The sequence below is a fragment of the Flavobacterium yafengii genome (genome assembly GCF_030010375.1).
GTDB lineage: Bacteria > Bacteroidota > Bacteroidia > Flavobacteriales > Flavobacteriaceae > Flavobacterium > Flavobacterium yafengii.
Map to the genome: position 1 here is coordinate 198,946 of NZ_JASCRY010000004.1, position 22,237 is coordinate 221,182.

Sequence of the window (22,237 nt, forward strand, 5' to 3'; positions counted from 1 at the left end):
AGGAAGGCGTGCCAAAATTAATCAACATACCCAATTCCAGATTTGTACATTTTAAAAATTGGTCAACTGCGAATAAAATGCGACCGGTATTAGCGACACTGCTTTTATTTCGATAATAACAGCATCATAGCAAACAAAATCTGCTCGATATTGTTTTTTCATAAGCTGATTATCGTAATACAATGACAACTTTACTTGCCTCTTAAAGGGAATTTTCTGAATGTGAAATTCTTTTTCCAATGCTTCCTCATAAACCGCCTCCAAGAATCCTGCTCCTAATGTCCGATGCACTTTCATACAAGCACCAATTATAGCAAAGCTTTCTTCTTTATAAAGTATTTTATGGGTAGCATCCATTCGTGAAATTCGTTTTAATTCGTTTTAATTCGTTTTAATTCGTTTTAATTCGTTTTAATTCGTTTTAATTCGAGTACTGTTTCTCGTAATACGAAGCATATTCCCCTGAGGTAATATTATTGAGCCATGTTTGATTTTCTAAATACCAATTCACGGTTCTTTCCAATCCTTGTTCAAAAGTAACAGACGGCTTCCATCCTAACTCCTTACTTATTTTAGTGGCATCAATAGCATAGCGCAAATCATGTCCTGGACGATCTTTCACGTACGATATCAATTGTTCCGATGTACCTGCTGCACGACCTAATTTTTCGTCCATTATTTTGCAAAGCAATTTAACCAAATCAATATTTTGCCATTCATTAAATCCACCAATATTATAGGTGTCGTGGTTTTCACCTTCATGAAAAACTAAATCAATAGCTACCGCATGATCTTCTACAAAAAGCCAATCGCGCGTGTATTTTCCATCGCCATAAACGGGTAAGGGTTTGTTTTGAATGATATTATTGATGAATAACGGAATCAATTTTTCAGGAAAATGAAAAGGCCCATAATTATTGGAACAATTGGTCAACACATAAGGCAAACCATACGTTTCTCCATAAGCCCGAACAAAATGATCCGAACTGGCTTTTGAAGCGGAATAAGGAGAATTTGGGTCATAAGCAGTAGTCTCGGTGAATAATCCTTCAGCACCCAAACTACCGTAAACCTCATCGGTACTGATGTGGTAAAAACGTTTCCCTTCATAATTTCCTTGCCAAGTAGCCTTAGCCGCATTTAACAGATTCATCGTTCCAATAACATTTGTTTTCACAAAGGATAACGGATCCGTTATGGAACGATCCACATGTGATTCGGCAGCTAAATGCAAAACTCCATCAAATTGATGTTCCGCAAACAATTGATCAATAAATACCGCATCAACGATATCTCCCTTTATAAAAGTATAATTAGGCGCTTTTTCAATATCAACAATATTTTCAAGATTCCCGGCATACGTCAGCGCATCCAAATTAAAAATTTGATACTGTGGATACTTCTTTACAAAAAGACGTACTACATGAGATCCAATAAAACCGGCACCTCCGGTAATTAATATTTTTTTCATTTTTAGATTTTAGGTTTAATTAGGTTTAACAAACTTCCCGAAATTCATTTTTTTTTGCCCCAAAACCCTTAAGGGGGCAAAAAATAAATTACAGCATACGCTTATCTTATATAAAATTAAGTTCTGGATTTTCGGCTCCCTTTAGGGACGGGGTAAACGAAAATTTTATGAAATCATTATCCTTTTAATTTTACAAATTCTTTAATTTTATTTAAAACATCCGAGATATTTGAAATAACCTCTTCATTGGTAAATCGGATAACTTTCAAACCTTGAAATTCAATATTTTCAGTTCTTTCAGCATCTAATTTAATTTGCTCAGGCATTTGATGGTAGCCGCCATCTATCTCAATAACTAATTTTAATTGATGACAATAAAAATCTGCTATATAATTAAGTAGCGGATGCTGCCTTCTAAATTTACACCCCTCCAATTGATTATTTCTCAACTCTAACCACAATATTTCTTCCGCTTTGGTAACATTCTCCCTTAGTTTTTTAGCATTCGAAAAAATCTCTGGTGCGGCATCTTTCCACATATTATCAGGGCGGAATGGGTTTCTTTTCATTTGAATGTTTAAAAAAAAATATTGAGAGTTTCTTTTTGTTTGCCCCTGCCCCCTGCGGCGGGGAAAAAAAATGAACACTTAATACAATTCACATTAGATAATCTCAATTAAAATATAAGTTCTGGATTTTCAGCTTCCTTTAGGGACGGGGCAAAACGAAAATCTTACATGCTTTTTTTATTATTCTCATAACAAAACTAATAAAAAAATAAAACTTAGTCAGTTTCTTTTTTGTTGCCCCCGCCCTAAAGGGAGCAAAAAAGAAACACAAAATCCGATTTAAAATTAACAGACTTTATTTAAAATTACGTTCTGAATTTCCGTCTCCATTTAGAGTACAGACAAAATCACGTTCTGGATTTTCGGCTCCCTTTAGGGCTGGGGCAGACGAAAATTGCAAGCCACCTCTCACCTCTCACTTCTCAATACTCTTTACCTCGCCCTTAAATAAAAAGCATAAAAAACAATGAAAAAGTAAAGTGGCAGCAGTCCGCGAGTTGAGGACGAAGGACGAACGGCTCGGGCTGCGGAACGGCACTTTGAGGTAGTTTTTAAGCTTTTTATTTTCAGGCTTGATTTTTTTGTTTCTTTTTTGATCAAGCAAAAAAGAAAATTAGTAAAGCCTAATTTTTTACTTTCAATAAAAAGATATTGGTAGTACTACTTAAAGTCTCTATATAGTCTCGAAACAACATCATGCTCTGAAATTTCGGCTCCCATTAGGGCTGGGGCAGACGAAAATTGCAAGCCACTTCTCACTATTCATTCATCCTCACTTCTCACCTCTCACTTCTCAACAACTTCATACACCTTCTCAAACTTTCTTTATAATCAGGAATAGTAACCCCATAGATTTTTTTAATTTTACTTTTATCCAATAAAGAAAAAGCGGGACGCTTTGCAGGTGTAGGATAAGCCGATGAAGGAATACCATTCACTTCACAAGTATAACCTCCAATTTCTTGGATAGCCAAAACAAATTCAAACCAACTGATTTCACCTTCATTCGAATAATTGTATATTCCAGAAATCCACTCTTGTGCGGTTACGATGTCCATCATTACCTGAGCTAAATCGGCTGCATACGTTGGAGATCCGATTTGATCGTTGACAACACTAATAGTATCGCGTTCCTTCAACAATCGTTGCATGGTTTTTACAAAATTATTTCCAAAAGTGCTGTACACCCAAGAAGTTCGGATGATAATCGCATCCGGATTCGCTTGCAAACAAGCCAATTCCCCTGCTCTTTTTGTTGCTCCATACACATTTATAGGTTGTGTTATAGCCTCCTCTGTCAATGCAACAGCCGAAGTACCGGCAAAAACATAATCGGTAGAAATATGAATTAGTTTAATTTGATTGTCAAATGCATATTGAGCAATTATCTTAACCGATTGATGATTAACAACATCAGCCAATTCCTGCTCCATTTCTGCTCTATCCACTGCAGTATAAGCACCACAATTCAATATAATAGTAGGCTGAATGCTTTCTAATTGTACTTTCAATACAGCTAAATTATCCAAAGATACTTGCGTTCTATCCGCAAAAATCCATTCAAAATGAGGGTAGTTTTTAGACAATACCATCAGTTCAGAACCCAATTGCCCTTTGGCACCTGTAACTAATATTTTCTTCATTTAATTTTTAATCTTTTCAATTTTTAAGGCCTAACTTTCTCTCAAATCCTGCCACTCCGTATGCATTATCACTCACAATTCACTTTAAAACTGAGGCAAAATGAAAATACAGAAGTTTTTTTTTGTTTACCTCTTCTACCTTAATCGAAGCACAAAAGAAACACAAAATCCAATTTACAATATCAACAGACTTTATTTAAAATTACGCACTAAGTTTTCGGCTCCCTTTAGGGACGGGGCTAAACGAAAATTTTACGCCTACTCACTATTTCCTTAGTACTGACCACTCCTCACTGTCATCCTGAGCTTATCGAAGGACACTCCTCACCTCTAACTTCTCACCATTCACGAATTAATATAAAAATCCAAACAGCCATAATGGGATTTTGTTCTGAAAACCATACTCAATATCGTCGGCTGCGATGAAGGCGTTTTCAATACCTTCAATTTGTTTCACCGACTTATCCTTTCCTCCAATTTCAAAAGAGTATAAATCATTTACAAAAAAATCAATTTTTTCGTGATGACTCAACTTATTTTTATACCCCAATTGATTTGCAAAAAAGTTCTCTCTAGCGTTCCCAACATTAGCTTTTGACGGGGAAAGTGTAAACATTAAATTGGTGTTTTCTAAATAAATCTTAGCTGGTTTTTGCAATTTCACACTTCCTTTAGCTTCTTTTCGCAAGTTAATGGTCAAACCTACTTCTTCTAAATAATGTAGGTAAGTCATTAAAGTAGTTCTATTTATACCAATTTTATCACTTAAATTACTCACATTAGGTATAAAAGGAACCGATTCAGAGATTATAGCCAACAATTGTTTGATTTTTGGAACAAAGCCCAAATCAACACCTCGCAATAAAGGCAACTCAATTTCAAGCATCATATTAATTACCTCTTCTAATCGTTGCTCATACAAATCAGGCTCTTCTTTATAAAATGGATAATATCCATACTTCAAATAACTTTCAAAATACTGAAATGGCTTTACCCTACCATTTATCGATGTCGCAATCTTTGAGTGATTTTTCAAAATAGCTTCCAACGATACTTTATCGAACTTTTGCCCAGTTTCCATTTCAAGATACTCCCTAAAAGACAGACCTTGCATATAATAAACAATTGCCCTGCGACTCAAATCAGCCCGAGCATTCAATATTTCCAACAATGAAGAACCCGTAAACACCACTTTCAACTCAGCGTGGTCGTCATAAATATTTTTTAGTTCCTGAGCCCAATTCCCGTACTTATGAACTTCATCTAAAAACAGGTACTTACCCCCATTTCTCACAAAATCATCTGCCAAACCAACCAAAGTCCTATCTTTAAAACCAAAAGTATCTAAACTAACATACAACGACTCCTCTAATTTATCACTAAAATTAAGCTTCATATACTGCAGAAGTAGCGTTGTTTTCCCAACCCCTCTAGCACCTTTAATCCCTATTAAACGAGCATTCCAATTGACATCATCAATAAAGCTCCTAACAAAATTAGTTTCAACTCGCTGTAGTTTCTTGCTATATTTTCTAAATAAATCTTCCATAATGTATAGTTAACTATACAAAAATAATCATATTTTGCATAACACACTGCGCAAAAATCAAGATATTTCGCATAGTACTCTAAACAAAACCATACAACCTACTGCGTGCTACTAATTGTATCTGTTCTGTCCAAAACTCAAAAAGTACTTGTTTTTGTTCACTACACAGTATAAAATTATTTATTTTTTGCATGTCTACAATACAAAAAGCAACCAAAAACCATAACAGATAACTCTACCTTAAAACGTACTATTACAACTGGCAAAATCAGGCAAAATAAGATCTTTATCAGATACAATCGCATCTTTCAAATCCATTCCCCAGTCTATATTCAATTGGGCATCATCAAATCGAATACCGCCTTCACTTTGCTTATTATAATACTGGTCGCATTTATACAACACCACAGCAGTTTCACTAATAACGGAGAAGCCATGGGCAAACCCGTGAGGAACCAACAATTGTTTTTTATTCTCGGCGGATAGAAGAACGGAAAAGTGTTTCCCATAAGTTGGCGAATCCTTTCGCAAATCAACCGTTATATCTATAATTTCTCCTTGCAGTACACGTACGAGTTTCGTTTGTGCAAAAGGCGGATTTTGGTAATGCAAGCCTCGCAAAGTACCTTTTTTCGAAAAAGACTGATTGTCTTGAACAAAATCAATACTAATCCCTAAATCGCTAAATTTGCTTTTGTTATAAGCCTCAAAAAAATAACCCCTCGCATCTTCAAAAACGCTAGGGGAAATCAGTACTAAATCTTTTATAAAAGTTTGTTCTATATTCATAGTATTAATAAATGAGATACAATAACCATAATAAATACAATTAAAATTATTTTATGCTGTAGTAAAAAACTCACGTATCACTGCCGAAATCCTGTCTCTTTCTTCATCCGTAAGATTAGAGCCGGAGGGAAGACATAACCCTCTTTCAAATAAGGTTTCAGATACAATACCTCCGTAGTAGGGGTACTTCTCAAAAACAGGCTGCAAATGCATCGGTTTCCACAAAGGACGACATTCAATATTAGCGACTTCAAAAGCCAATCGCAAAGTTTCTCTACTAATTCCTTTCAGTGCATTAGGTTCCACCACAATAGCACTCAGCCAATAATTAGCAAAATAATCATCATTTGGAGCTGTAAAAACAGTTACCAAATCAATAGCTGAAAATAAATCTACATAAAAAGAATGCATCTTTCTGCGTAAGACAACATGGTCATCTAATACTTCCATTTGTCCGCGACCAATCCCTGCACAAATATTACTCATTCTGTAGTTGTATCCTATTTCACTGTGCTGGTAATGCGGAGCATCATCTCTCGATTGGGTCGCAAAAAATACCGCTCTGTCTTTCAACGCCTTCGTTCGAGTAACAATAGCACCTCCTCCGGAAGTGGTGATAATTTTATTCCCATTAAAGGATAAAACCCCAATATCGCCGAAAGTACCACATTGTTGCCCTTTATAAGAACTCCCCAAAGCCTCCGCACTGTCTTCCAGTATTGGAATGCCATATTTATCGGCTATAGTCCTAATTTCATCAATTCTATACGGTACTCCATACAAATGCACCGCAATAATCGCTTTAGGCATTTTTCCTGTAGCAATGCGGTCTAATATAGCTTCTTCTAAAGCAAGTGGACATAAATTCCAGGTGTCCATTTCACTGTCAATAAATACAGGAATTGCTCCAAGATATAATATCGGATTGGCCGAAGCCGAAAAAGTCATACTCTGGCAAAGCACTTCATCTCCAGCCTGAACTCCTAATAGAATCAGTCCTAAATGAATGGCCGCTGTCCCAGAACTTAAAGCGCCTACATGAGCTTCATTTCCTAAATAATGCTCTAAATCCTGTTCCAAACCATTTACATTAGGTCCCAATGGTGCCACCCAGTTGGCGTCAAATGCTTCTTGTACAAATTTTTGTTCAGTTCCTCCCATGTGCGGTGAGGATAGCCATATTTTTGGATTATTCATTTTTAAAATATTTTTTTAGCAGGGTTACCAAAATAAGTACCCTCTTGTTTTATTGATTTTAAAACCACAGAGCCAGCTCCAATTCTTGTGTTATCTGGAATTTTAACGCCAGGAAGTATTACAGCATTAGACCCAATAAAAACATTTTTACCAATTATTGCTCCACCACCAATATCGACATTAGCCATAATACTTGTGAAATCACCAATATGAACATCATGTCCAATTTGTGATCCATTATTAATAAAAACCAAATCTCCAATTATTGAGTCACAAGACAAAATGGAATAAGGAAGCATTACTAATCCTTTACCAAAACTTGTTCTTTCACCAATAAAAGTAGACTCGTGTATATAATTTGAAATTTGGACATTTGAATTAATAGCTTTTTCCAAAAGATTTTTCTTTGTTTCGACGTTTGAAATAGCAAAAATTACAGATTGACTATTCTTAACCAAATCCAAATCTACTTTACCTAAAATTCTAAAATCAGTTTCATAACTGTCTAAAGCGTTCAAATTGTCATCTAAAAAACCTATGATTTTTGTGTTTAACTTCTGTTTTGAAGTATTATGCCAACTCACAATTTCACGAGCAAGCCCTCCAGCACCAATAATAATAACTTCTAAATTATTGAATTGAGTATCCTCCATCTATTTTTATATTTTGACCTGTTATCCACTTACTATTATCTGACAAAAGAAAAACTAATATTGGTATTACATCACTAACCTCTCCTATTCCCAGAGGATGCATATTCTTTATTCTGTCTATATTGTCTTCATCTATCAGTTCAAACAGTTTTTTTGTCATTGGAGTATTAACAACACCTGGAGCAATTGAATTAACCCTAATTTTACGTTTTGCCAATTCTAATGCAGCAGATTTAACAACACCCAAAATAGCTGCCTTAGTTCCACAGTAGCCTATTTTTCCTGGTTGACCTAATTCACCCATTACGGATGAAATAAAAACTACACTTGCTGATTCATTACTATATTTCTTTTTAGAAAAATAACGCAATAATTCAATTCCAGAGAAGACATTAATCTTAAATATATTCTCTATTTTTTCAGGTACATATAAGCTTATTGGCACTGTTTCTTCCATCCCTGCACAATGAACAAATCCGTCAAATTTTTCTTGATTTAAATTTGTATCAAATAAATTTCCATAGTCTTCAAATTTATTCAAATCTAGTGCTACAAAAACAAACAGCTTATTTTTTATTAGATGTTCCACTTTATTACTATCTCTGCCGATAGCTATTACTTCGCAAGCATTCGCTAACAAATACTCACATAAAGCTAAGCCTATTCCTGATGTAGCCCCGGTAACTAAAATTTTTTTTTTACTTATCATTAATCATGTATGATTTATATACAGCCTGAAAATGTTCTACTCTTTTTTCTTCATCACTCAATTCTCCATCATGATGAGCAAATTTAGCACCTATATGAACTTGTTGGCAAATCACTTTATCTTCATCAAAAACCTGTCTATTAAAATCAATTAATGATTTTTCAAAAATAGATTCTAAATCTTTACTATTTCCATCATTTTTATTTTTAGAAATAAATACAAAACTCTTGAAATTTGTATTGTTATGATCTGTTGGAGTTATCAGAGACAAATTAAAAGATACACCATACGTAGATGAAATCAACAGGTTAGGATAAATTAAAATGTGCTTATATCCATTAATTTTATACGCTCTATCTTGATATGGCCTATGGATTTTAGCTTGTCTTCCTTCGTTTTCTAATTTGTTTAAGGTTGCATCCCAACTAGAATGTTTGCCTTTAAACTCAAAATCTAACCCTTCAGGCCCCATCTTATATAAAGTGTCGGCATGAATTAATGCCACATGATAACTTTCAAGAGTATTCTCTACAACAATCTTCCAGTTTGCAACAATATCAATTTCATTTAAATCAATTTGTTTTCCAAAATTATTTGAAATTGTAGCAACCTCATGGTAAAAATCTCCTAAAAAATCTTGTAAGGAATGCGAGTCTTTATTTAAATTTGCAAAAACTAAATTTCCACAAATTTCTATTTTATACTCCTCTAGTTTAAGACAAACGACCTCTTCTTTTGTAAAACTAAAAAGAGGTTTTTTAGGAATTCCCGCAGGAATACCTTTTTCATTGTAAGCCCATCCGTGATAAGGACACATTAACGGTCTATTGCCTTTATCTTCGTTTTGTATAATCGAATGTCTGTGAGAGCAAACATTTTTGAAAGCCCTTAAATGTCCTTTTAAATTTTGAATGACAACTGGGATACTAGCAATGGTAATGGTCACAAAATCATTTACATTTTCAAAGTCAGTCAAAAAACCAACAAAGTTCCATTCTTTTGAAAATAACAATTCGTTTTCTTTTAAATATACTTCTTCTGAGTTGTATTCAAAAGGTTTGATAAGTGCCTTCATTTAATATATTTTTAATGAAAATATTTTTGTTTCCGAAAGATTTAATACACAATTCCCCCAATTAAGGCCAGAACCATATCCGCTCATAAGCACATTAGAATGATCTTTTAGCTTATCTGAATTGGATGTTATTAGTAACGGAATTGAAACACCACTAGTATTTCCAAATTCATTAATATTTATTAGCATTTTTTCAGAACCAACTTCTAGTTTATTTGCTATCTGCCTAATTATAAATCGATTGGATTGGTGTAATAAAAAAAAATCTATATCGCTCTTTTTGATTCTAGACTGTTCAAGCAATAATTCAATACTAGGTGCAATTTCTCTAAGTGTAAAATCAAAAACCCTTGGGCCATCCATTTTTAAATTTAACTTATTCTTCTCATTGCCTTTATCATCTACTGTAACTTCAAAACTATTTTGAGTTAGTATATTTCTATATCCTCCATCTGGAATTTCAATAGCATCTGCGTTTTGACCATCTGAGAAAAAATTAAAAAAAGATTCAACTTTGCTATCTTCATTATTTTCTATAAGCACAGCCGCCGCACCATCACCAAATAGCATTGTAGTACTTCGATCTTTTTTGGAAAGTATTTTAGATAAAGTTTCTGCAATTATAAACAATACTTTACCTCCTTTTTTTAAGGATTTCGCTAATGCAAAAGAAGTACTAAGTCCCTGAATAAAACCAGCACAACCCGCATTAATATCTAAACATAAAATCTCTTTGTTTAATTTCAATCGATCTTGTAAAATATTTGATGTAAAAGGTATTTTATAATCAGGTGTTTGGCTTAAAAAAATAAGACATCTTATTTCTGACTTATCTAAGTCATAATTTTCTAGCAAATCAACAGCAGCTTTGTAACCCAAATCGGAAGCCGTTACATCTTTGCTCACCCATCTTCTTTCTTTTATACCAACTGTTTTTTCAAAAAGTCTTAATTCTTTTCCAGAAAGGATTTCTCCAAAAAAATCATTTTCAATTACATTTTTTGGAACGCAACTAGCAATAGCCGATATTTTAACACCTGAAAATTTTTGATACATATTTAGTTAAATTTATCTAGTCCAATCATTTCAATTAAAGATTCAACTGTTGTAATGTTTTTAATACTGTCTGCATTTAGTGTAACAGCAAATTCATTTGAAACGTAACCAATCAATAACATAGCTGCCATAGAATCCCACTCCTCTAAATCTTTAAGATTTGTAGTCGTTTCTAAAGTCGTTTCTATTTCTAGTTCTTCTTGTAAACCGCTGATAAAATCATCTTTTTTCATAATGCAATATTTATAATTTATTATTTATTTTTATTAATCCTCCTGACCATGATAAACCAACTCCAAATCCTACGATAATTACTGAAGACTCATCAAGGATTGATTGACTATATTTTTTTAAAGCTATTGGTATTGTACAGGAAACCGTATTTCCACCGTCTTCTAAATCTACAAAAAAGTTTTCTTTCGATGCTTTTAATCTCTTTCTCATAAAATTAAGCATAAAGGCATTGGCTTGATGAAAAACGAACTGACTTATGTCTTCAACATTCAAATTATTTTTATGCAAAACTTCTTTAGTGAAATTTGGAATTACTTCGTTGGTAAAATTGAATACTTCAGGACCATCCATATACAAATGGTTGTCAGTATAGATATTATTAGTTCCATAACTAATTTCTTCGGCATTGGGGTTATATGAAAATTTACTTCCTCCATTTTTAACAATCAATTTATCATAACCAGAGCCATCTGTACCAAACAGAAATTCTCCAACACCCTCTTTTTTATCAAATGAAATCAAAGTGGCAGTAGCAGCATCACCAAAAATAGCACGATTAGATCGATCAAGAGGATGTAGATATTTTGAATACGTTTCTGAAGTAACTAATAAAATATTTTTTGCTTGGTTTGAATTAATCAAAGCTTTAGCCAGACTTATCCCATAAGTATAACCTGAACAGCCCAAATTAAAATCTAAAGCTCCTATATTTTTTGACAATCCTAATTTATCTTGAAGAATACATGCCGTAGTAGGTAATACATACTCTGGACTTTGCGTACAATAAAGCACATAATCTATAGCATCCTTACTAAATCTTAAAAAAAGTTTTTCGCAAGCTTTAATTGCTAAGTCCAATGCGGTTTCGTTTTCATCTACCCAATACCTATTTTTTATACCAACTTTTTCTTCAAATTTAGTAAAATCATAATCAGGAAATTGATTAGATAAATCTGTATTAGTAATTTTATTATTCGGATATATGTACTCAATAGCTTTTATAATAGCTCCCATTTTAATTCCCTTTAAATGCTTCAGTTGTTACCTGACCTTGCATATTTATACCTTCACTAACGAAAACTTTTTTTATTGTTAAAAAAAATATTTTCACATCTAAAATAAAACTTATATGTTCTACATACCACACATCATATTCAAATTTTTTATCCCAAGATATGGCATTACGTCCATTAACTTGTGCCCAACCCGTAATTCCAGGCTTTACATCATGTCTTTTACTTTGAAATTCATTATACAAAGGCAAGTATTCCGGCAATAACGGCCTTGGCCCTATCAAACTCATATCGCCCTTTAGTACATTTAGCAATTGCGGAATTTCGTCTAATGAGGTTTTGCGTACAAAAGCGCCTATTTCGGTAAGACGTTCAGCATCAGATAATAAGTTACCAGTAGCATCTTTTTTATCATTCATCGTTTTAAACTTAATAATCTTAAAAACAGTACCATTTAAACCAGGGCGCAGTTGAAAGAAAAAAGGTTTGCCTTGATTAGCAAAATATAATCCAATGGTAAACATTACTAACAAAAGGCTTAATAAGCACAAACCCAATAAGGCTATAATAAAATCGATTATTCTTTTTAAAAAAAATTTATACATTTCTCTCAAGGCTTTTATATTCTGCTAAAAGTGCATCCCATATAATTTGCTGTTCATAACGTGAAGTAATCATCTTGCGAGCGTTTGTTTTTAAAACTGAATAATACTCCTTATCTGATGACAATTTAATCATTGCATTAAAAACAGCTAACTCGTCTTTTACAGGGATAATAGTTCCGTTCTGCCCCTCAATTATTATCTCATTACAACCATTAATATTAGTCACAATGCACGGAAGCCCCATTGCTCCTGCCTGCAATACTACATTAGGAAAACCTTCGCGATAGCTCGGAAAAACTAAAGCATCACTAATTGCAAAATAAGGATGCACATCTGGTTGAAAACCGACAGTAATAATAGTATTGCATTCTTGAATTGCTTTTATAGTTTCACTATTTAGAGGGTCTAAATCACTTTCGAAAGGTCCAACTAATAGTAACTTTATCTTTTTACTATTAGATTGTAATTTTAAAAAAGCTATAATAAGTTCGTTAATACCTTTATCTCTAACCAAACGACCTACAAAAATAAAAACAAAATCATTTTCTAAAATTCCTAGATTCTTCCTTAGCTCCATTTTGTCTTCTGAGCTATACAATTCAGGATTAAAATATTCTTTATCTATTCCATTGACATTCCCATTCCCAATTACTTTTAAAGGTTTCTTGGTAATTTTATAATTTATTAAATCATCTCTAACCCCTTTACCTTCAGGATAAATATTCGTCGCACAATAACATAATAATTTATCCATCAGAATGAGTGTTTTCTTGAGCAAACCTGACTTTGAGGGAAAAATCAATCCCGTAAAAGTGTGCATCCGAATAGGAACTCCTGCCATCTTACCCGCTATCATCGTTAAAAGTCCTGCTTTAGGAGTTATTGAATGCACAATTAAGGGTTTTTCTTTTGTAAAGTATTTATATAACTTCCACAAAGATTTCAAATCCTCAAATGGAGCTATCTGCCGTTGCATTTCTATATCAAATACTTTAACTGCTTCTCTATGTTTTAATTCTAGAAGAAAGTCATCATTGCCTGATATTGCTGTAAGATCATAATAACGATTTAAAAAATTTAATTGCCCTTTTAATAGTACATTTAAAGAGATAGAAACTGTTGCCGTTCTAAAAAGTATAGACTTCATTGACTTATAAATTTTCTTTTAAATATCTGAAAACTTTTTTTCCTTATTCTGCATTTATTTTAAAACCTCTTTATATAAATAAATCAGTTTCTCAACCATAAAATTAATATCATATTTCTTTGCTCTTTCAAAACCTGCATTCCCTACCTTACTATAATATTCTACATCCGAAAATAATTCCTTAACTATATTGGCAAGTTCCTTTTCATTTCCCCTTTCAAACAAAATACCTGCCCCTTTTACTACGTTTGACAGCCCTGCAACATTAGTTGCTATTATAGGCTTTGAAACTGCCATTCCTTCTACTGCGGCTAAGCCAAAACCTTCCCAATGCGAGCTAACCACTAAAATATCAGCAGTTTTCAACAAACTCGGAACATCATTGCGCACACCAAGAAAAAAAATACGTTCCTGCAAACCAAGTTCATTTACCAATTTTTCAGATTCACTTAATAATGCCCCATCCCCAACCAAAAGTAATTTCACATTTTTATCTAAATATTGCATTGCTCTGATAACAGTTTTTTGGTCTTTCTCTATTCTAAATCCCGCAACTTGAATGACTAATTTATCACTTTCTTGTATAGAATACTGTAAATTTTTTTTATCCAAAGCAAAAGCCCCTTCAATTGCTTTCAAATTCACGCCGTTCTCTATTACTTTGAATCTGTATTTATCTAATGAAGTATGTCGTTTGAGTACCTCTTCTACTTCATCAGTAATACAAATGATTTTGCTATAAAACGAGTATACAAATCGATCTATATATTTAAACCACTTATTTTGAATGCGTCGGTTTGATGTGCTATGCTCTGTGAAAACAAGTTTTGTTTTTGAAAAACTTAGCAACTTAGCAAAGACAACCCAATATTGGGTTGGGAATAAATGAACGTGTATCAAATCATATTTTTTCAGATAAGGTATAATTTTAAAAATAAGTAATGGATTAGAGAGCGAACCATTTCCTAAAGAATAAATTGCACAACAATTTAGTTCTTTAAGTTGTTTCATGTAAGGGTAATCAATCCCATTCAAAACCAACAAATCAACTTCAATTTCTCTTTGCTTTAATAAAGGAATCGTTTCTAAAATCAATTTCTCTGCTCCGCCTGTTGCGAGATTATTTATGACATGTAGAATTTTCATAAAATTTACTATCGTTTATAAAAAAATTACTCTGCCTTAATATAAAATTCATCCCTGTTAACTGATCTAATATAGTGGTCGTCTTTCTCGAAAATATTATTCGAATATCTATATATAATTTTATCAAATGTAACATATCCTTTGATAAAAAAAAGCAGTATTATGATTACTGAAATATATTTTTTAGCTACCGAATTTTTTATCATAATTTTCAAATCTGTTAAAAAAAGTAAATATGCCCAGAAAAACAAAAGACCAAACCGATTAATTATTGAATCTGAAGTACTAAAATAAAGCTGAATAAAGCAGTAGCAAAAGAACAAGTTAAATGATATGGGTGAAATTAATTTATTTTTTACAATATAATCATAATTAACTAAAACAGCCATTAGAACAAAAAGCTTCTCTAAAATTCCTATCTTAATACCGTAAGCTTGTTCAGACTCCGTAATGCTCCCCGCTAAATATTCTAATCTACCACCAAACAAACTTCCAATTACCGAGACAATTGAATCTACAAAACGAAATTGAGATAGATAAATGCCAAGACCAATAAAAAGTAAAATATATAGTGTCTTTTTTTTGAAATAATTTTTACTCCATAAAAAAAAGAAAAGAAAAAACACCCCTGTAGTATGAAAAGTAATTGATATCAGAATTAACAGTAAAGCTCTAATCTTTTTGCTTTTATTTATATAATAAATTGACTGAATCGCAATTAAAATTGAAGTAAAATTTCGTAGAAGATCAATAATCAATAAGGGAAACAAGCTTATCAGACAAATGTATGCCAATGCCACATTACGACCTTCATTTTTTACAAACCTATCAAATAAAAAAACCTGTAGTGATGTTATAAAAAAAACAAAAAACTCATAACTAAACCCTAAATCATTGAACAATTTAACAAAAAAAGAAAATCCAATTTCAAAATCATATATAGTCCAGGTACTTAATGTAGCTTCAGAATAATACTCTTGATAATTATACCAGTCACTTCCTATAAATCCTCTAAATCCAAAGAAAAAAACAAATAGAAAAGCACAAAAAAAACGTATAATTTTCCTGTTAAAAATAGTATGTGAAGTTTTCTCAACAAAATAAAGCAATAAATAAACTAATAGTAGAATTATATATGGCAGACTATAGAAATCCATAAATTCTAATTAATTAATTGTTCAAACAAAGATTTGATATCTACAGAATTATATAAATTAAAAGAACCTTTACTATATTCATTATAATTTTTATCTATATCTAAAATTTTTGTTGCCAATTTAATTGGTTCAAATTCTGAAACCATACCTGCCTCATATTTTTCAAATAAAACTGAAATACCAGGGACATCATTTGCGAGCATTGGAATCCCGAAACAAGAATATTCAAAAATCTTATTTGGTGCACAAAAAAGTGTATTAATTGTATTTTCTATTAACGATTCTTCCGAAAAATATGTCAGAAATCCTACATATGCCTTTCTTGTAAATTCCAAATGTTTTGGAGAAGACACATATGGTAAAAAAACAACCCTATCTGACTCATATTTTTCTTTTAGTCTAAATTTATTACGATCTTCACTACCCATTAAACAAATTATATACTCTTCTGGCAAATATTTAACTGACTCACATAATTCATCCAATCTTCTTTCAGGATAATTAAAAATTCCTTGATATAAAATTACTTTTTTCGTTTTAAACAATTCTTCTAATTCATCATCTAATGTCTGACTCAATTTAGAAAGATCAAAAAGAGGTTTATTTGGAATAATTAATGGTAATTCTTTTAAATTAAAAAAAGATTTTGTAATATGTGCTCTATTATACTCACAACACACAACTTTCCAAGCACTCTGCATTGTTTTAGCGTAATTGAGAAAAGGACTAATCATTTTATATCTAGAACCCACTTTTAATTGTGGGGTTTCAAATAAATACAATATCGTTTTAAACTGAGTAATTAATTTATAAAGGAGCCAGATGTTTTCGTTTCCATATATCCATAATATCGAATCAGTTTTAAATTCTTCTCTTACAATTTTTTTAACTTTTTTCTTATAGGAATATAACTTAAATAATTTGATTATTTTATTTTCTTTAGTATGATTAATTATTGTCTCGTAATAAATTACACCTTGTAATTCAAAATCAACAATTGTATTTATGTCACTACAATACCCCACAATTACAACTTTTTCCTTTAATGCCAATAGTACTTTAATTGCTGTGAGTATTGGTGGATATTTTTGTATATCGTGATTATAAATTAAAATATGGCTCATTTAATCTAAATTTGATATAAAACTTACAATTCTTTCACATGCTTTTCCATCTCCATACGGATTATGCAAAACACTCATTTTTTTATATCTTTCTTTATCTTGGAGTAAACTATTCGTTTCCTTAACAATTAAATCTTTATCAGTCCCTACCAATATTACGGTTCCTGCTTCGACAGCTTCCGGCCTTTCGGTTGTTTCACGCATCACTAAAACTGGTTTCCCTAAACTTGGTGCCTCTTCTTGAACTCCTCCGCTGTCTGTTATAATAATATACGCTTTATCCATTAACCAAACAAAAGCGGGATAAGCTAATGGATCAATTAATTTAATATTATCTATTCCTGATAAAATTTCATAAACAGGCACCTTTACATTTGGATTTAAATGTACCGGGTATATTACTTCGACATCATTATTTGTAAGAGCGATTTCTCTTAATGCCTCACAAATTCGGATAAATCCATCTCCATGATTTTCTCTACGATGCCCAGTAACAAGAATAATTTTAGCACTTGGATTAATTATTTTCTTTAAATTTTCGATTTCATCATTATGAATATTTTCAACTCTTTTTGAGCTAACCATCAATGCATCTATAACTGTATTACCTGTTACAAGTATTGATTTAGAATGTATGTTCTCTTTTAATAAATTTTCTTTAGAGGCAACTGTAGGCGCAAAATGATAATCTGCAATTCTCCCTGTTACTTGTCTGTTCATTTCTTCGGGAAAAGGGGTTCGTTTAATATCTGTACGCAGACCTGCTTCTACATGACATATTTGAGCTCCAGAATAAAACGTGGCTAAACTTGCTGCCATTGTTGTTGTTGTATCACCATGAACATATACGTAATCTGGATTAAAATCTTCTAAAACATTTTTTAATCCAACTATAATATCTGCTGTTAACGAATATAGATTCTGATTAGCCTTCATTAAATTCAAATCATATTCGGGTTGAATATTAAAGAAATCTAAAACTTGATCTAACATTTCTCGGTGTTGTGCCGTTACACAAACTCTGGTATCAAAAATATCAGAATGTTTTTTGAACTCTTGCACCAAAGGTGCCATTTTAATGGCCTCAGGTCTCGTTCCAAAAACAATTAAATTTTTTTTCATTATAGCATTTTTAAAATTATTTTTAATCTGTTTTTTATAATACAAGTATTTTTTTATAACAATAAGAGAGACATATTTATCTAAATCATTATAAAAAATACAAAAATTAAAGTCTTAAAAACTTTATAACACGACGAATTTCTCTATAAAACAGCCTCCATAAATGAAGAAAATTAAGTTCTTTTTCAATTTCGACTCCGTTTGTTAGAAAAGTATCTATTACTAAATGATATTCATTCCCCCAAACTGTCATTATTGAACCAAAGTCATAATTTTCTTTAAACATCTTATATGCTGCATTACCAGAGCTAATAAGGCGGCCCTCACATTCTACTAGGCTTTCCAATATTGTTTGAAAACTAGTAGATGTTCTATCTTTTCCAGAACAAATCCCAATTAAGTTTGCATCCAAATCATTTTCTCCCCAAAGTCCCCAAGAAAATTTATTCGTTTCGGGGGTAGAACCAGCAATTACCGATGGTTTTCCGCAAGATGCCGCTAACAAAAGGGTAGTGGCCATTCCAACAAAAATAGAACAATTTTTATAGACCGTTTCAAAATCATCTCCAACCAGTGTTCCTCTCAGTTGAATAATATTACGATTAGCTTCCTTATTTAAACTATTTGCTAAAACATTTATACTTTCAAAAAGAGAGCCATCACCCACGATAACTAATTTATATTCTGATAATTTATCATTTATTTTATACAATTCATAAAAATCCTTAATCAAATATCTCACATAATCCTTGTCTTCTGATAATCTACTAACAGATAAAATATACTTATTCTCAAGACTAAGATTATCTCGAGAAATCGCTTTCACTGGAATAGGAATAATTTTAGGATTCAGTTTAAAATTTATTCTTTTCTCAATATACCGATTCATCTCATAACTTAACACATAGAACAAACCAAAACAACTAAGTTTCTTAGTTAAAATTGTCAACAGTGGATTACGATAATAAGCGACTTCATTGAGTATATTTATAAAAAAAGGAATTTTTGTATATTTATAAGATGAAGCAACATGAACGGCTGGATATGAATTATGAGCTTCTATTACATCAACATCATTTCTAAGTAAAATATCAGATAATTTTTCTATAAAATCCGAATAATCTTTATAACTAAATTCAAGAGGTGATGAACTGATTTTATCAAAAAATATATGATTAACACCATTGGGTAAGTTAGAAACATTCTCGCCCCCTTGAGAAACAATAATAACATCAAAACCATTATTTATAAGCCAATTACTTTTATTTATTATATAAGATTCTGCTCCTCCAATAATCATTTTTGGCGTTACAAAGGCAACTTTAATTTTTTTGGACATCTATAATAGATAAAGCATTAATAATAAATTTTATTTTTTTAATCTCTGAATAATAAAACTGTTCAAAATATTTCTTAAGCCTAAACGTCTATCCAATTCAACATAAGAGTGCCAAACTGAAATCATTATGAAAAATGTTCCAAAGAAATAGGAATATGGATTCACTATAAACTTCACAACTAGAAAACAACTTACAGCAAGAAAAAACTGAATAACGAAAATTCTTATAAAAGAAATTCCGAATGAAAATTCATACTTTATTTTAGTTAAGAAGAAAACTTGAGAAAAATAAATTAGATAAGCAGCACAACAAGAAATCCCTAAGCCTGTTAATCCCCAAAAATAATAACCTACTAAATCAAATACAAGTACGTAAGAATTTGCAAGAAGTTCATTCCAAAAGAACAACTTTGATTTCCCTTTTGCCAAAAACACAAAAGCAATCGACCAAGACCCTGCTTTAAAAAAAGTTGACAAAGCTAACCATAAAACCATATTCTCTATACCTACAAATTTATTAGAGTATAAAATAATAATCACCAATTTGATAAAAACCATAAACATTACAATGATAGGTCCTAAAATCAAAATAGAAATTTCAGCCTGCTGGTTAATTGTTTTTTTACATAAATTATTTGATTCTGCTACCGCCGAAAGTCTAGGAAAATAATCCGTAGCCATAGCTGTAAAAACTAGCCCTACATAAGTATTGATAAGCGCAAATCCTGCGGTAAATAACCCAACCTGCTCAACGCCGTCTCTGTCACTAATATACAATTGAACGATATAAGTAGTTGCAATTACAAATAAACCGCTAAGACTAATCATAAAACCCATTCTCAACATGTTTTTCCCTTCAGAAAAAATTAATGTCCTTGATAATTTAAAATCTTGGATTTTAACTTTTTTAGCAAAATACCACGAAATAACAAACGAAACAACTGATGCAACAATCAGAGCGGGAACAATCCCTGCGACACCACAAAAGTAATACAAAGGAACCGTTACTATTAAACCTATAACGCTACCTATAAGACTTGCTTTTGCCAGATATTGTATTTTTTGCATTCCTTGCAGAATAACCAATTGCCCAATATTGAGCTGATTGAACAATAATGTTATCGAAATTAAAGCGAATGACAGTATATAGTCGCTATTCCCAAAAGTTAGTTCACTCAACCAAGGTGATAACAAAAAAACTATCAATACTCCTAAAATCCCAGTAACCCAAACCCATCTCTTTAAAACTCCTACAACCAATCCGACACGAGAATCGTCTCCACTACTATTAGCAGCCGACACGTCTCTTACAGCACTAATACCAAGTCCAAAATTACTAATTCCACCTATTAAACCTATAGTAGAACTCAGCAAACCTATAACTCCCATACCTGCAGAGCCTAGAAATAATGCAATAAATTTTGATCTTATAATAGAAATTAAAATAATAAAAACCTGCACCCCCCCAAATATGGAAGTGGCTTTCATTATGTTTCTGTAAGACGACTGGTTTTCACTCATAATCCTTATACCGCAGTATAGCTATTCAAAACTTCAACCACTTTCTCTACGTCTTCTTGAGTCATCACAGGACTTATTGGCAAACTCAATACTTCCTCATGAATTAATTCTGTAATCGGTAAAGAAATATCAGACATACTTATATAACATTCTTGTTTATGCAAAGGAATAGGATAATGAATCAACGTTTGTATCTGATTTTCCTGCAGGTAAGCCTGTAGCTCATCACGGTTGGTACTCCGAATAACAAAAAGATGCCAAACATGTTCTCCAACCTTCCCTTCACTTGGTAATAGTATTTTATCATTCTTAATATGGGCAATATAATACTTTGCAATTTCCTGACGACGCATAGTTTCAACATCAACATAACGCAATTTAACATTCAAAAAAGCGGCTTGCATTTCATCCATACGGCTATTTAAACCTTGGTATTGGTTCACATATTTTTGGGATGAACCATAATTAGCCAAAGTACGGATCGCTTTTGCTAATTCAGGATCTTTTGTAGTTACCGCTCCTGAATCCCCCAACGCACCTAAATTCTTTCCCGGGTAAAAACTAAAACCTGCTGCATCACCTAAATCACCAGTTCGAATACCTTTCCAACGAGCCCCTATGGCTTGTGCATTATCTTCAATTAGTTGCAAATTATACTTTTTCGCCAATATTTCTAATTCTTCACTCCAACAAACGCTACCATACAAGTGAACCACCATAATAGCTTTAGTCTTTGAAGTAATCTTGCTTTCAATCAAATTTAAATCTAAATTGTAAGTGTCAAAATCGGGCTCAACCAAAACAGGTACTAATTTATTATCCGTAATGGCTAATACAGAAGCAATGTAAGTATTGGCAGGAACAATAACTTCATCCCCTTCCTCCATCACTCCTAATTCAATATATGCCTTAAAAATAAGACGCAAGGCATCCAATCCATTAGCAACAGCTACGGCATTTCCGCCTTCTTGAAAAGCGACCAAATTGGCCTCGAACTGTTTTACCTGCTCGCCTAATAGAAACCAACCACTATCTATCACCTCCGCAGCTACTTTTTTTAACTCGGTTGCATATTGAGCGTTTATTTTTTGTAAGTCTAAAAATTTAATCATTTTTTA

22 protein-coding genes are annotated in these 22,237 nt (G+C 32.2%); all 22 read right to left on the reverse strand.

All coding sequences use genetic code 11. The features are described from left to right. Window positions 1-51: 51 nt before the first annotated feature. The 22 genes from QLS97_RS13805 to QLS97_RS13910 all read right to left on the reverse strand — a co-directional run bounded on the left by QLS97_RS13805 (window position 52) and on the right by QLS97_RS13910 (window position 22,231). Window positions 52-357, reverse strand: coding sequence for a GxxExxY protein (locus tag QLS97_RS13805; RefSeq protein WP_282717459.1), 306 nt, complete (start codon window positions 355-357; stop codon window positions 52-54). A 64-nt stretch (window positions 358-421) separates the two neighbouring features. Next, the gene (gene rfbB / locus QLS97_RS13810) at window positions 422-1,471 is read right to left on the reverse strand and encodes a dTDP-glucose 4,6-dehydratase (RefSeq protein WP_282717460.1); all 1,050 of its coding nucleotides are present in this window, start codon (window positions 1,469-1,471) and stop codon (window positions 422-424) included. A gap of 176 nt (window positions 1,472-1,647) precedes the next feature. After that, on the reverse strand, window positions 1,648-2,040 hold the full coding sequence (locus QLS97_RS13815) for an endonuclease domain-containing protein (RefSeq protein ID WP_282717462.1): 393 nt from the start codon (window positions 2,038-2,040) through the stop codon (window positions 1,648-1,650). A gap of 779 nt (window positions 2,041-2,819) precedes the next feature. Further along, window positions 2,820-3,683 carry a dTDP-4-dehydrorhamnose reductase gene (rfbD, locus tag QLS97_RS13820; protein WP_282717463.1) on the reverse strand — a complete coding sequence of 288 codons (864 nt, stop codon included), beginning with the start codon at window positions 3,681-3,683 and terminating at the stop codon, window positions 2,820-2,822. Between the two features lie 352 nt (window positions 3,684-4,035). Next, window positions 4,036-5,232, reverse strand: coding sequence for an ATP-binding protein (locus QLS97_RS13825; protein ID WP_282717465.1), 1,197 nt, complete (start codon window positions 5,230-5,232; stop codon window positions 4,036-4,038). A 240-nt stretch (window positions 5,233-5,472) separates the two neighbouring features. Continuing rightward, on the reverse strand, window positions 5,473-6,021 hold the full coding sequence (rfbC, locus tag QLS97_RS13830) for a dTDP-4-dehydrorhamnose 3,5-epimerase (RefSeq protein WP_282717467.1): 549 nt from the start codon (window positions 6,019-6,021) through the stop codon (window positions 5,473-5,475). A gap of 51 nt (window positions 6,022-6,072) precedes the next feature. Next, window positions 6,073-7,218 carry a DegT/DnrJ/EryC1/StrS family aminotransferase gene (locus tag QLS97_RS13835; protein WP_282717469.1) on the reverse strand — a complete coding sequence of 382 codons (1,146 nt, stop codon included), beginning with the start codon at window positions 7,216-7,218 and terminating at the stop codon, window positions 6,073-6,075. Window positions 7,219-7,220: 2 nt separating this feature from the next. Next, on the reverse strand, window positions 7,221-7,871 hold the full coding sequence (locus QLS97_RS13840; RefSeq protein ID WP_282717471.1) for a NeuD/PglB/VioB family sugar acetyltransferase: 651 nt from the start codon (window positions 7,869-7,871) through the stop codon (window positions 7,221-7,223). Beyond that, the gene (locus QLS97_RS13845; protein ID WP_282717473.1) at window positions 7,849-8,580 is read right to left on the reverse strand and encodes an SDR family NAD(P)-dependent oxidoreductase; all 732 of its coding nucleotides are present in this window, start codon (window positions 8,578-8,580) and stop codon (window positions 7,849-7,851) included. Before QLS97_RS13845 ends, QLS97_RS13840 begins: the two co-directional genes overlap by 23 nt. Continuing rightward, complete coding sequence (locus tag QLS97_RS13850; protein WP_282717474.1) at window positions 8,570-9,655, reverse strand: aromatic ring-hydroxylating oxygenase subunit alpha; 1,086 nt, start codon at window positions 9,653-9,655, stop codon at window positions 8,570-8,572. Before QLS97_RS13850 ends, QLS97_RS13845 begins: the two co-directional genes overlap by 11 nt. Further along, entirely contained in the window at window positions 9,656-10,711 is a 1,056-nt protein-coding gene (locus QLS97_RS13855) for a 3-oxoacyl-ACP synthase III family protein (protein ID WP_282717475.1), read from the reverse strand. Window positions 10,712-10,713: 2 nt separating this feature from the next. Then, window positions 10,714-10,944 carry an acyl carrier protein gene (locus QLS97_RS13860; protein WP_282717476.1) on the reverse strand — a complete coding sequence of 77 codons (231 nt, stop codon included), beginning with the start codon at window positions 10,942-10,944 and terminating at the stop codon, window positions 10,714-10,716. A 10-nt stretch (window positions 10,945-10,954) separates the two neighbouring features. Continuing rightward, window positions 10,955-11,959 carry a ketoacyl-ACP synthase III gene (locus QLS97_RS13865; RefSeq protein ID WP_282717477.1) on the reverse strand — a complete coding sequence of 335 codons (1,005 nt, stop codon included), beginning with the start codon at window positions 11,957-11,959 and terminating at the stop codon, window positions 10,955-10,957. Window position 11,960: 1 nt separating this feature from the next. Further along, window positions 11,961-12,563 (reverse strand): sugar transferase, encoded by a 603-nt coding sequence (locus tag QLS97_RS13870; protein WP_282717478.1) that lies wholly within the window; start codon window positions 12,561-12,563, stop codon window positions 11,961-11,963. Then, entirely contained in the window at window positions 12,556-13,710 is a 1,155-nt protein-coding gene (locus QLS97_RS13875) for a glycosyltransferase family 4 protein (RefSeq protein ID WP_282717480.1), read from the reverse strand. The genes QLS97_RS13870 and QLS97_RS13875 overlap by 8 nt, the downstream gene beginning before the upstream one ends. A gap of 54 nt (window positions 13,711-13,764) precedes the next feature. Next, a complete protein-coding gene (locus QLS97_RS13880; RefSeq protein WP_282717481.1) occupies window positions 13,765-14,856 on the reverse strand; it encodes a glycosyltransferase in 1,092 nt (363 codons plus the stop codon). A 26-nt stretch (window positions 14,857-14,882) separates the two neighbouring features. Continuing rightward, the gene (locus tag QLS97_RS13885; RefSeq protein ID WP_282717482.1) at window positions 14,883-16,013 is read right to left on the reverse strand and encodes an EpsG family protein; all 1,131 of its coding nucleotides are present in this window, start codon (window positions 16,011-16,013) and stop codon (window positions 14,883-14,885) included. Between the two features lie 5 nt (window positions 16,014-16,018). After that, window positions 16,019-17,137 (reverse strand): glycosyltransferase, encoded by a 1,119-nt coding sequence (locus QLS97_RS13890; RefSeq protein ID WP_282717483.1) that lies wholly within the window; start codon window positions 17,135-17,137, stop codon window positions 16,019-16,021. Next, a complete protein-coding gene (gene wecB, locus QLS97_RS13895) occupies window positions 17,138-18,259 on the reverse strand; it encodes a non-hydrolyzing UDP-N-acetylglucosamine 2-epimerase (protein WP_282717484.1) in 1,122 nt (373 codons plus the stop codon). Window positions 18,260-18,365: 106 nt separating this feature from the next. Beyond that, a complete protein-coding gene (locus QLS97_RS13900) occupies window positions 18,366-19,598 on the reverse strand; it encodes a glycosyltransferase (protein ID WP_282717486.1) in 1,233 nt (410 codons plus the stop codon). Window positions 19,599-19,628: 30 nt separating this feature from the next. Next, window positions 19,629-21,119 carry an O-antigen translocase gene (locus QLS97_RS13905; protein WP_282717487.1) on the reverse strand — a complete coding sequence of 497 codons (1,491 nt, stop codon included), beginning with the start codon at window positions 21,117-21,119 and terminating at the stop codon, window positions 19,629-19,631. Window positions 21,120-21,124: 5 nt separating this feature from the next. Continuing rightward, window positions 21,125-22,231: a DegT/DnrJ/EryC1/StrS family aminotransferase gene (locus QLS97_RS13910; protein ID WP_282717488.1), complete on the reverse strand. Its 1,107-nt coding sequence runs from the start codon at window positions 22,229-22,231 to the stop codon at window positions 21,125-21,127. Between the last annotated feature and the right edge of the window lie 6 nt (window positions 22,232-22,237).

Excerpts from the sequence above, each read along its gene's own strand:
- QLS97_RS13805 (WP_282717459.1), bottom strand. The coding sequence starts at position 357 with ATGGATGCTACCCATAAAATACTTTATAAAGAAGAAAGCTTTGCTATA.
- rfbB (WP_282717460.1), bottom strand. The coding sequence starts at position 1,471 with ATGAAAAAAATATTAATTACCGGAGGTGCCGGTTTTATTGGATCTCAT.
- QLS97_RS13815 (WP_282717462.1), bottom strand. The coding sequence starts at position 2,040 with ATGAAAAGAAACCCATTCCGCCCTGATAATATGTGGAAAGATGCCGCA.
- rfbD (WP_282717463.1), bottom strand. The coding sequence starts at position 3,683 with ATGAAGAAAATATTAGTTACAGGTGCCAAAGGGCAATTGGGTTCTGAA.
- QLS97_RS13825 (WP_282717465.1), bottom strand. The coding sequence starts at position 5,232 with ATGGAAGATTTATTTAGAAAATATAGCAAGAAACTACAGCGAGTTGAA.
- rfbC (WP_282717467.1), bottom strand. The coding sequence starts at position 6,021 with ATGAATATAGAACAAACTTTTATAAAAGATTTAGTACTGATTTCCCCT.
- QLS97_RS13835 (WP_282717469.1), bottom strand. The coding sequence starts at position 7,218 with ATGAATAATCCAAAAATATGGCTATCCTCACCGCACATGGGAGGAACT.
- QLS97_RS13840 (WP_282717471.1), bottom strand. The coding sequence starts at position 7,871 with ATGGAGGATACTCAATTCAATAATTTAGAAGTTATTATTATTGGTGCT.
- QLS97_RS13845 (WP_282717473.1), bottom strand. The coding sequence starts at position 8,580 with ATGATAAGTAAAAAAAAAATTTTAGTTACCGGGGCTACATCAGGAATA.
- QLS97_RS13850 (WP_282717474.1), bottom strand. The coding sequence starts at position 9,655 with ATGAAGGCACTTATCAAACCTTTTGAATACAACTCAGAAGAAGTATAT.
- QLS97_RS13855 (WP_282717475.1), bottom strand. The coding sequence starts at position 10,711 with ATGTATCAAAAATTTTCAGGTGTTAAAATATCGGCTATTGCTAGTTGC.
- QLS97_RS13860 (WP_282717476.1), bottom strand. The coding sequence starts at position 10,944 with ATGAAAAAAGATGATTTTATCAGCGGTTTACAAGAAGAACTAGAAATA.
- QLS97_RS13865 (WP_282717477.1), bottom strand. The coding sequence starts at position 11,959 with ATGGGAGCTATTATAAAAGCTATTGAGTACATATATCCGAATAATAAA.
- QLS97_RS13870 (WP_282717478.1), bottom strand. The coding sequence starts at position 12,563 with ATGTATAAATTTTTTTTAAAAAGAATAATCGATTTTATTATAGCCTTA.
- QLS97_RS13875 (WP_282717480.1), bottom strand. The coding sequence starts at position 13,710 with ATGAAGTCTATACTTTTTAGAACGGCAACAGTTTCTATCTCTTTAAAT.
- QLS97_RS13880 (WP_282717481.1), bottom strand. The coding sequence starts at position 14,856 with ATGAAAATTCTACATGTCATAAATAATCTCGCAACAGGCGGAGCAGAG.
- QLS97_RS13885 (WP_282717482.1), bottom strand. The coding sequence starts at position 16,013 with ATGGATTTCTATAGTCTGCCATATATAATTCTACTATTAGTTTATTTA.
- QLS97_RS13890 (WP_282717483.1), bottom strand. The coding sequence starts at position 17,137 with ATGAGCCATATTTTAATTTATAATCACGATATACAAAAATATCCACCA.
- wecB (WP_282717484.1), bottom strand. The coding sequence starts at position 18,259 with ATGAAAAAAAATTTAATTGTTTTTGGAACGAGACCTGAGGCCATTAAA.
- QLS97_RS13900 (WP_282717486.1), bottom strand. The coding sequence starts at position 19,598 with ATGTCCAAAAAAATTAAAGTTGCCTTTGTAACGCCAAAAATGATTATT.
- QLS97_RS13905 (WP_282717487.1), bottom strand. The coding sequence starts at position 21,119 with ATGAGTGAAAACCAGTCGTCTTACAGAAACATAATGAAAGCCACTTCC.
- QLS97_RS13910 (WP_282717488.1), bottom strand. The coding sequence starts at position 22,231 with ATGATTAAATTTTTAGACTTACAAAAAATAAACGCTCAATATGCAACC.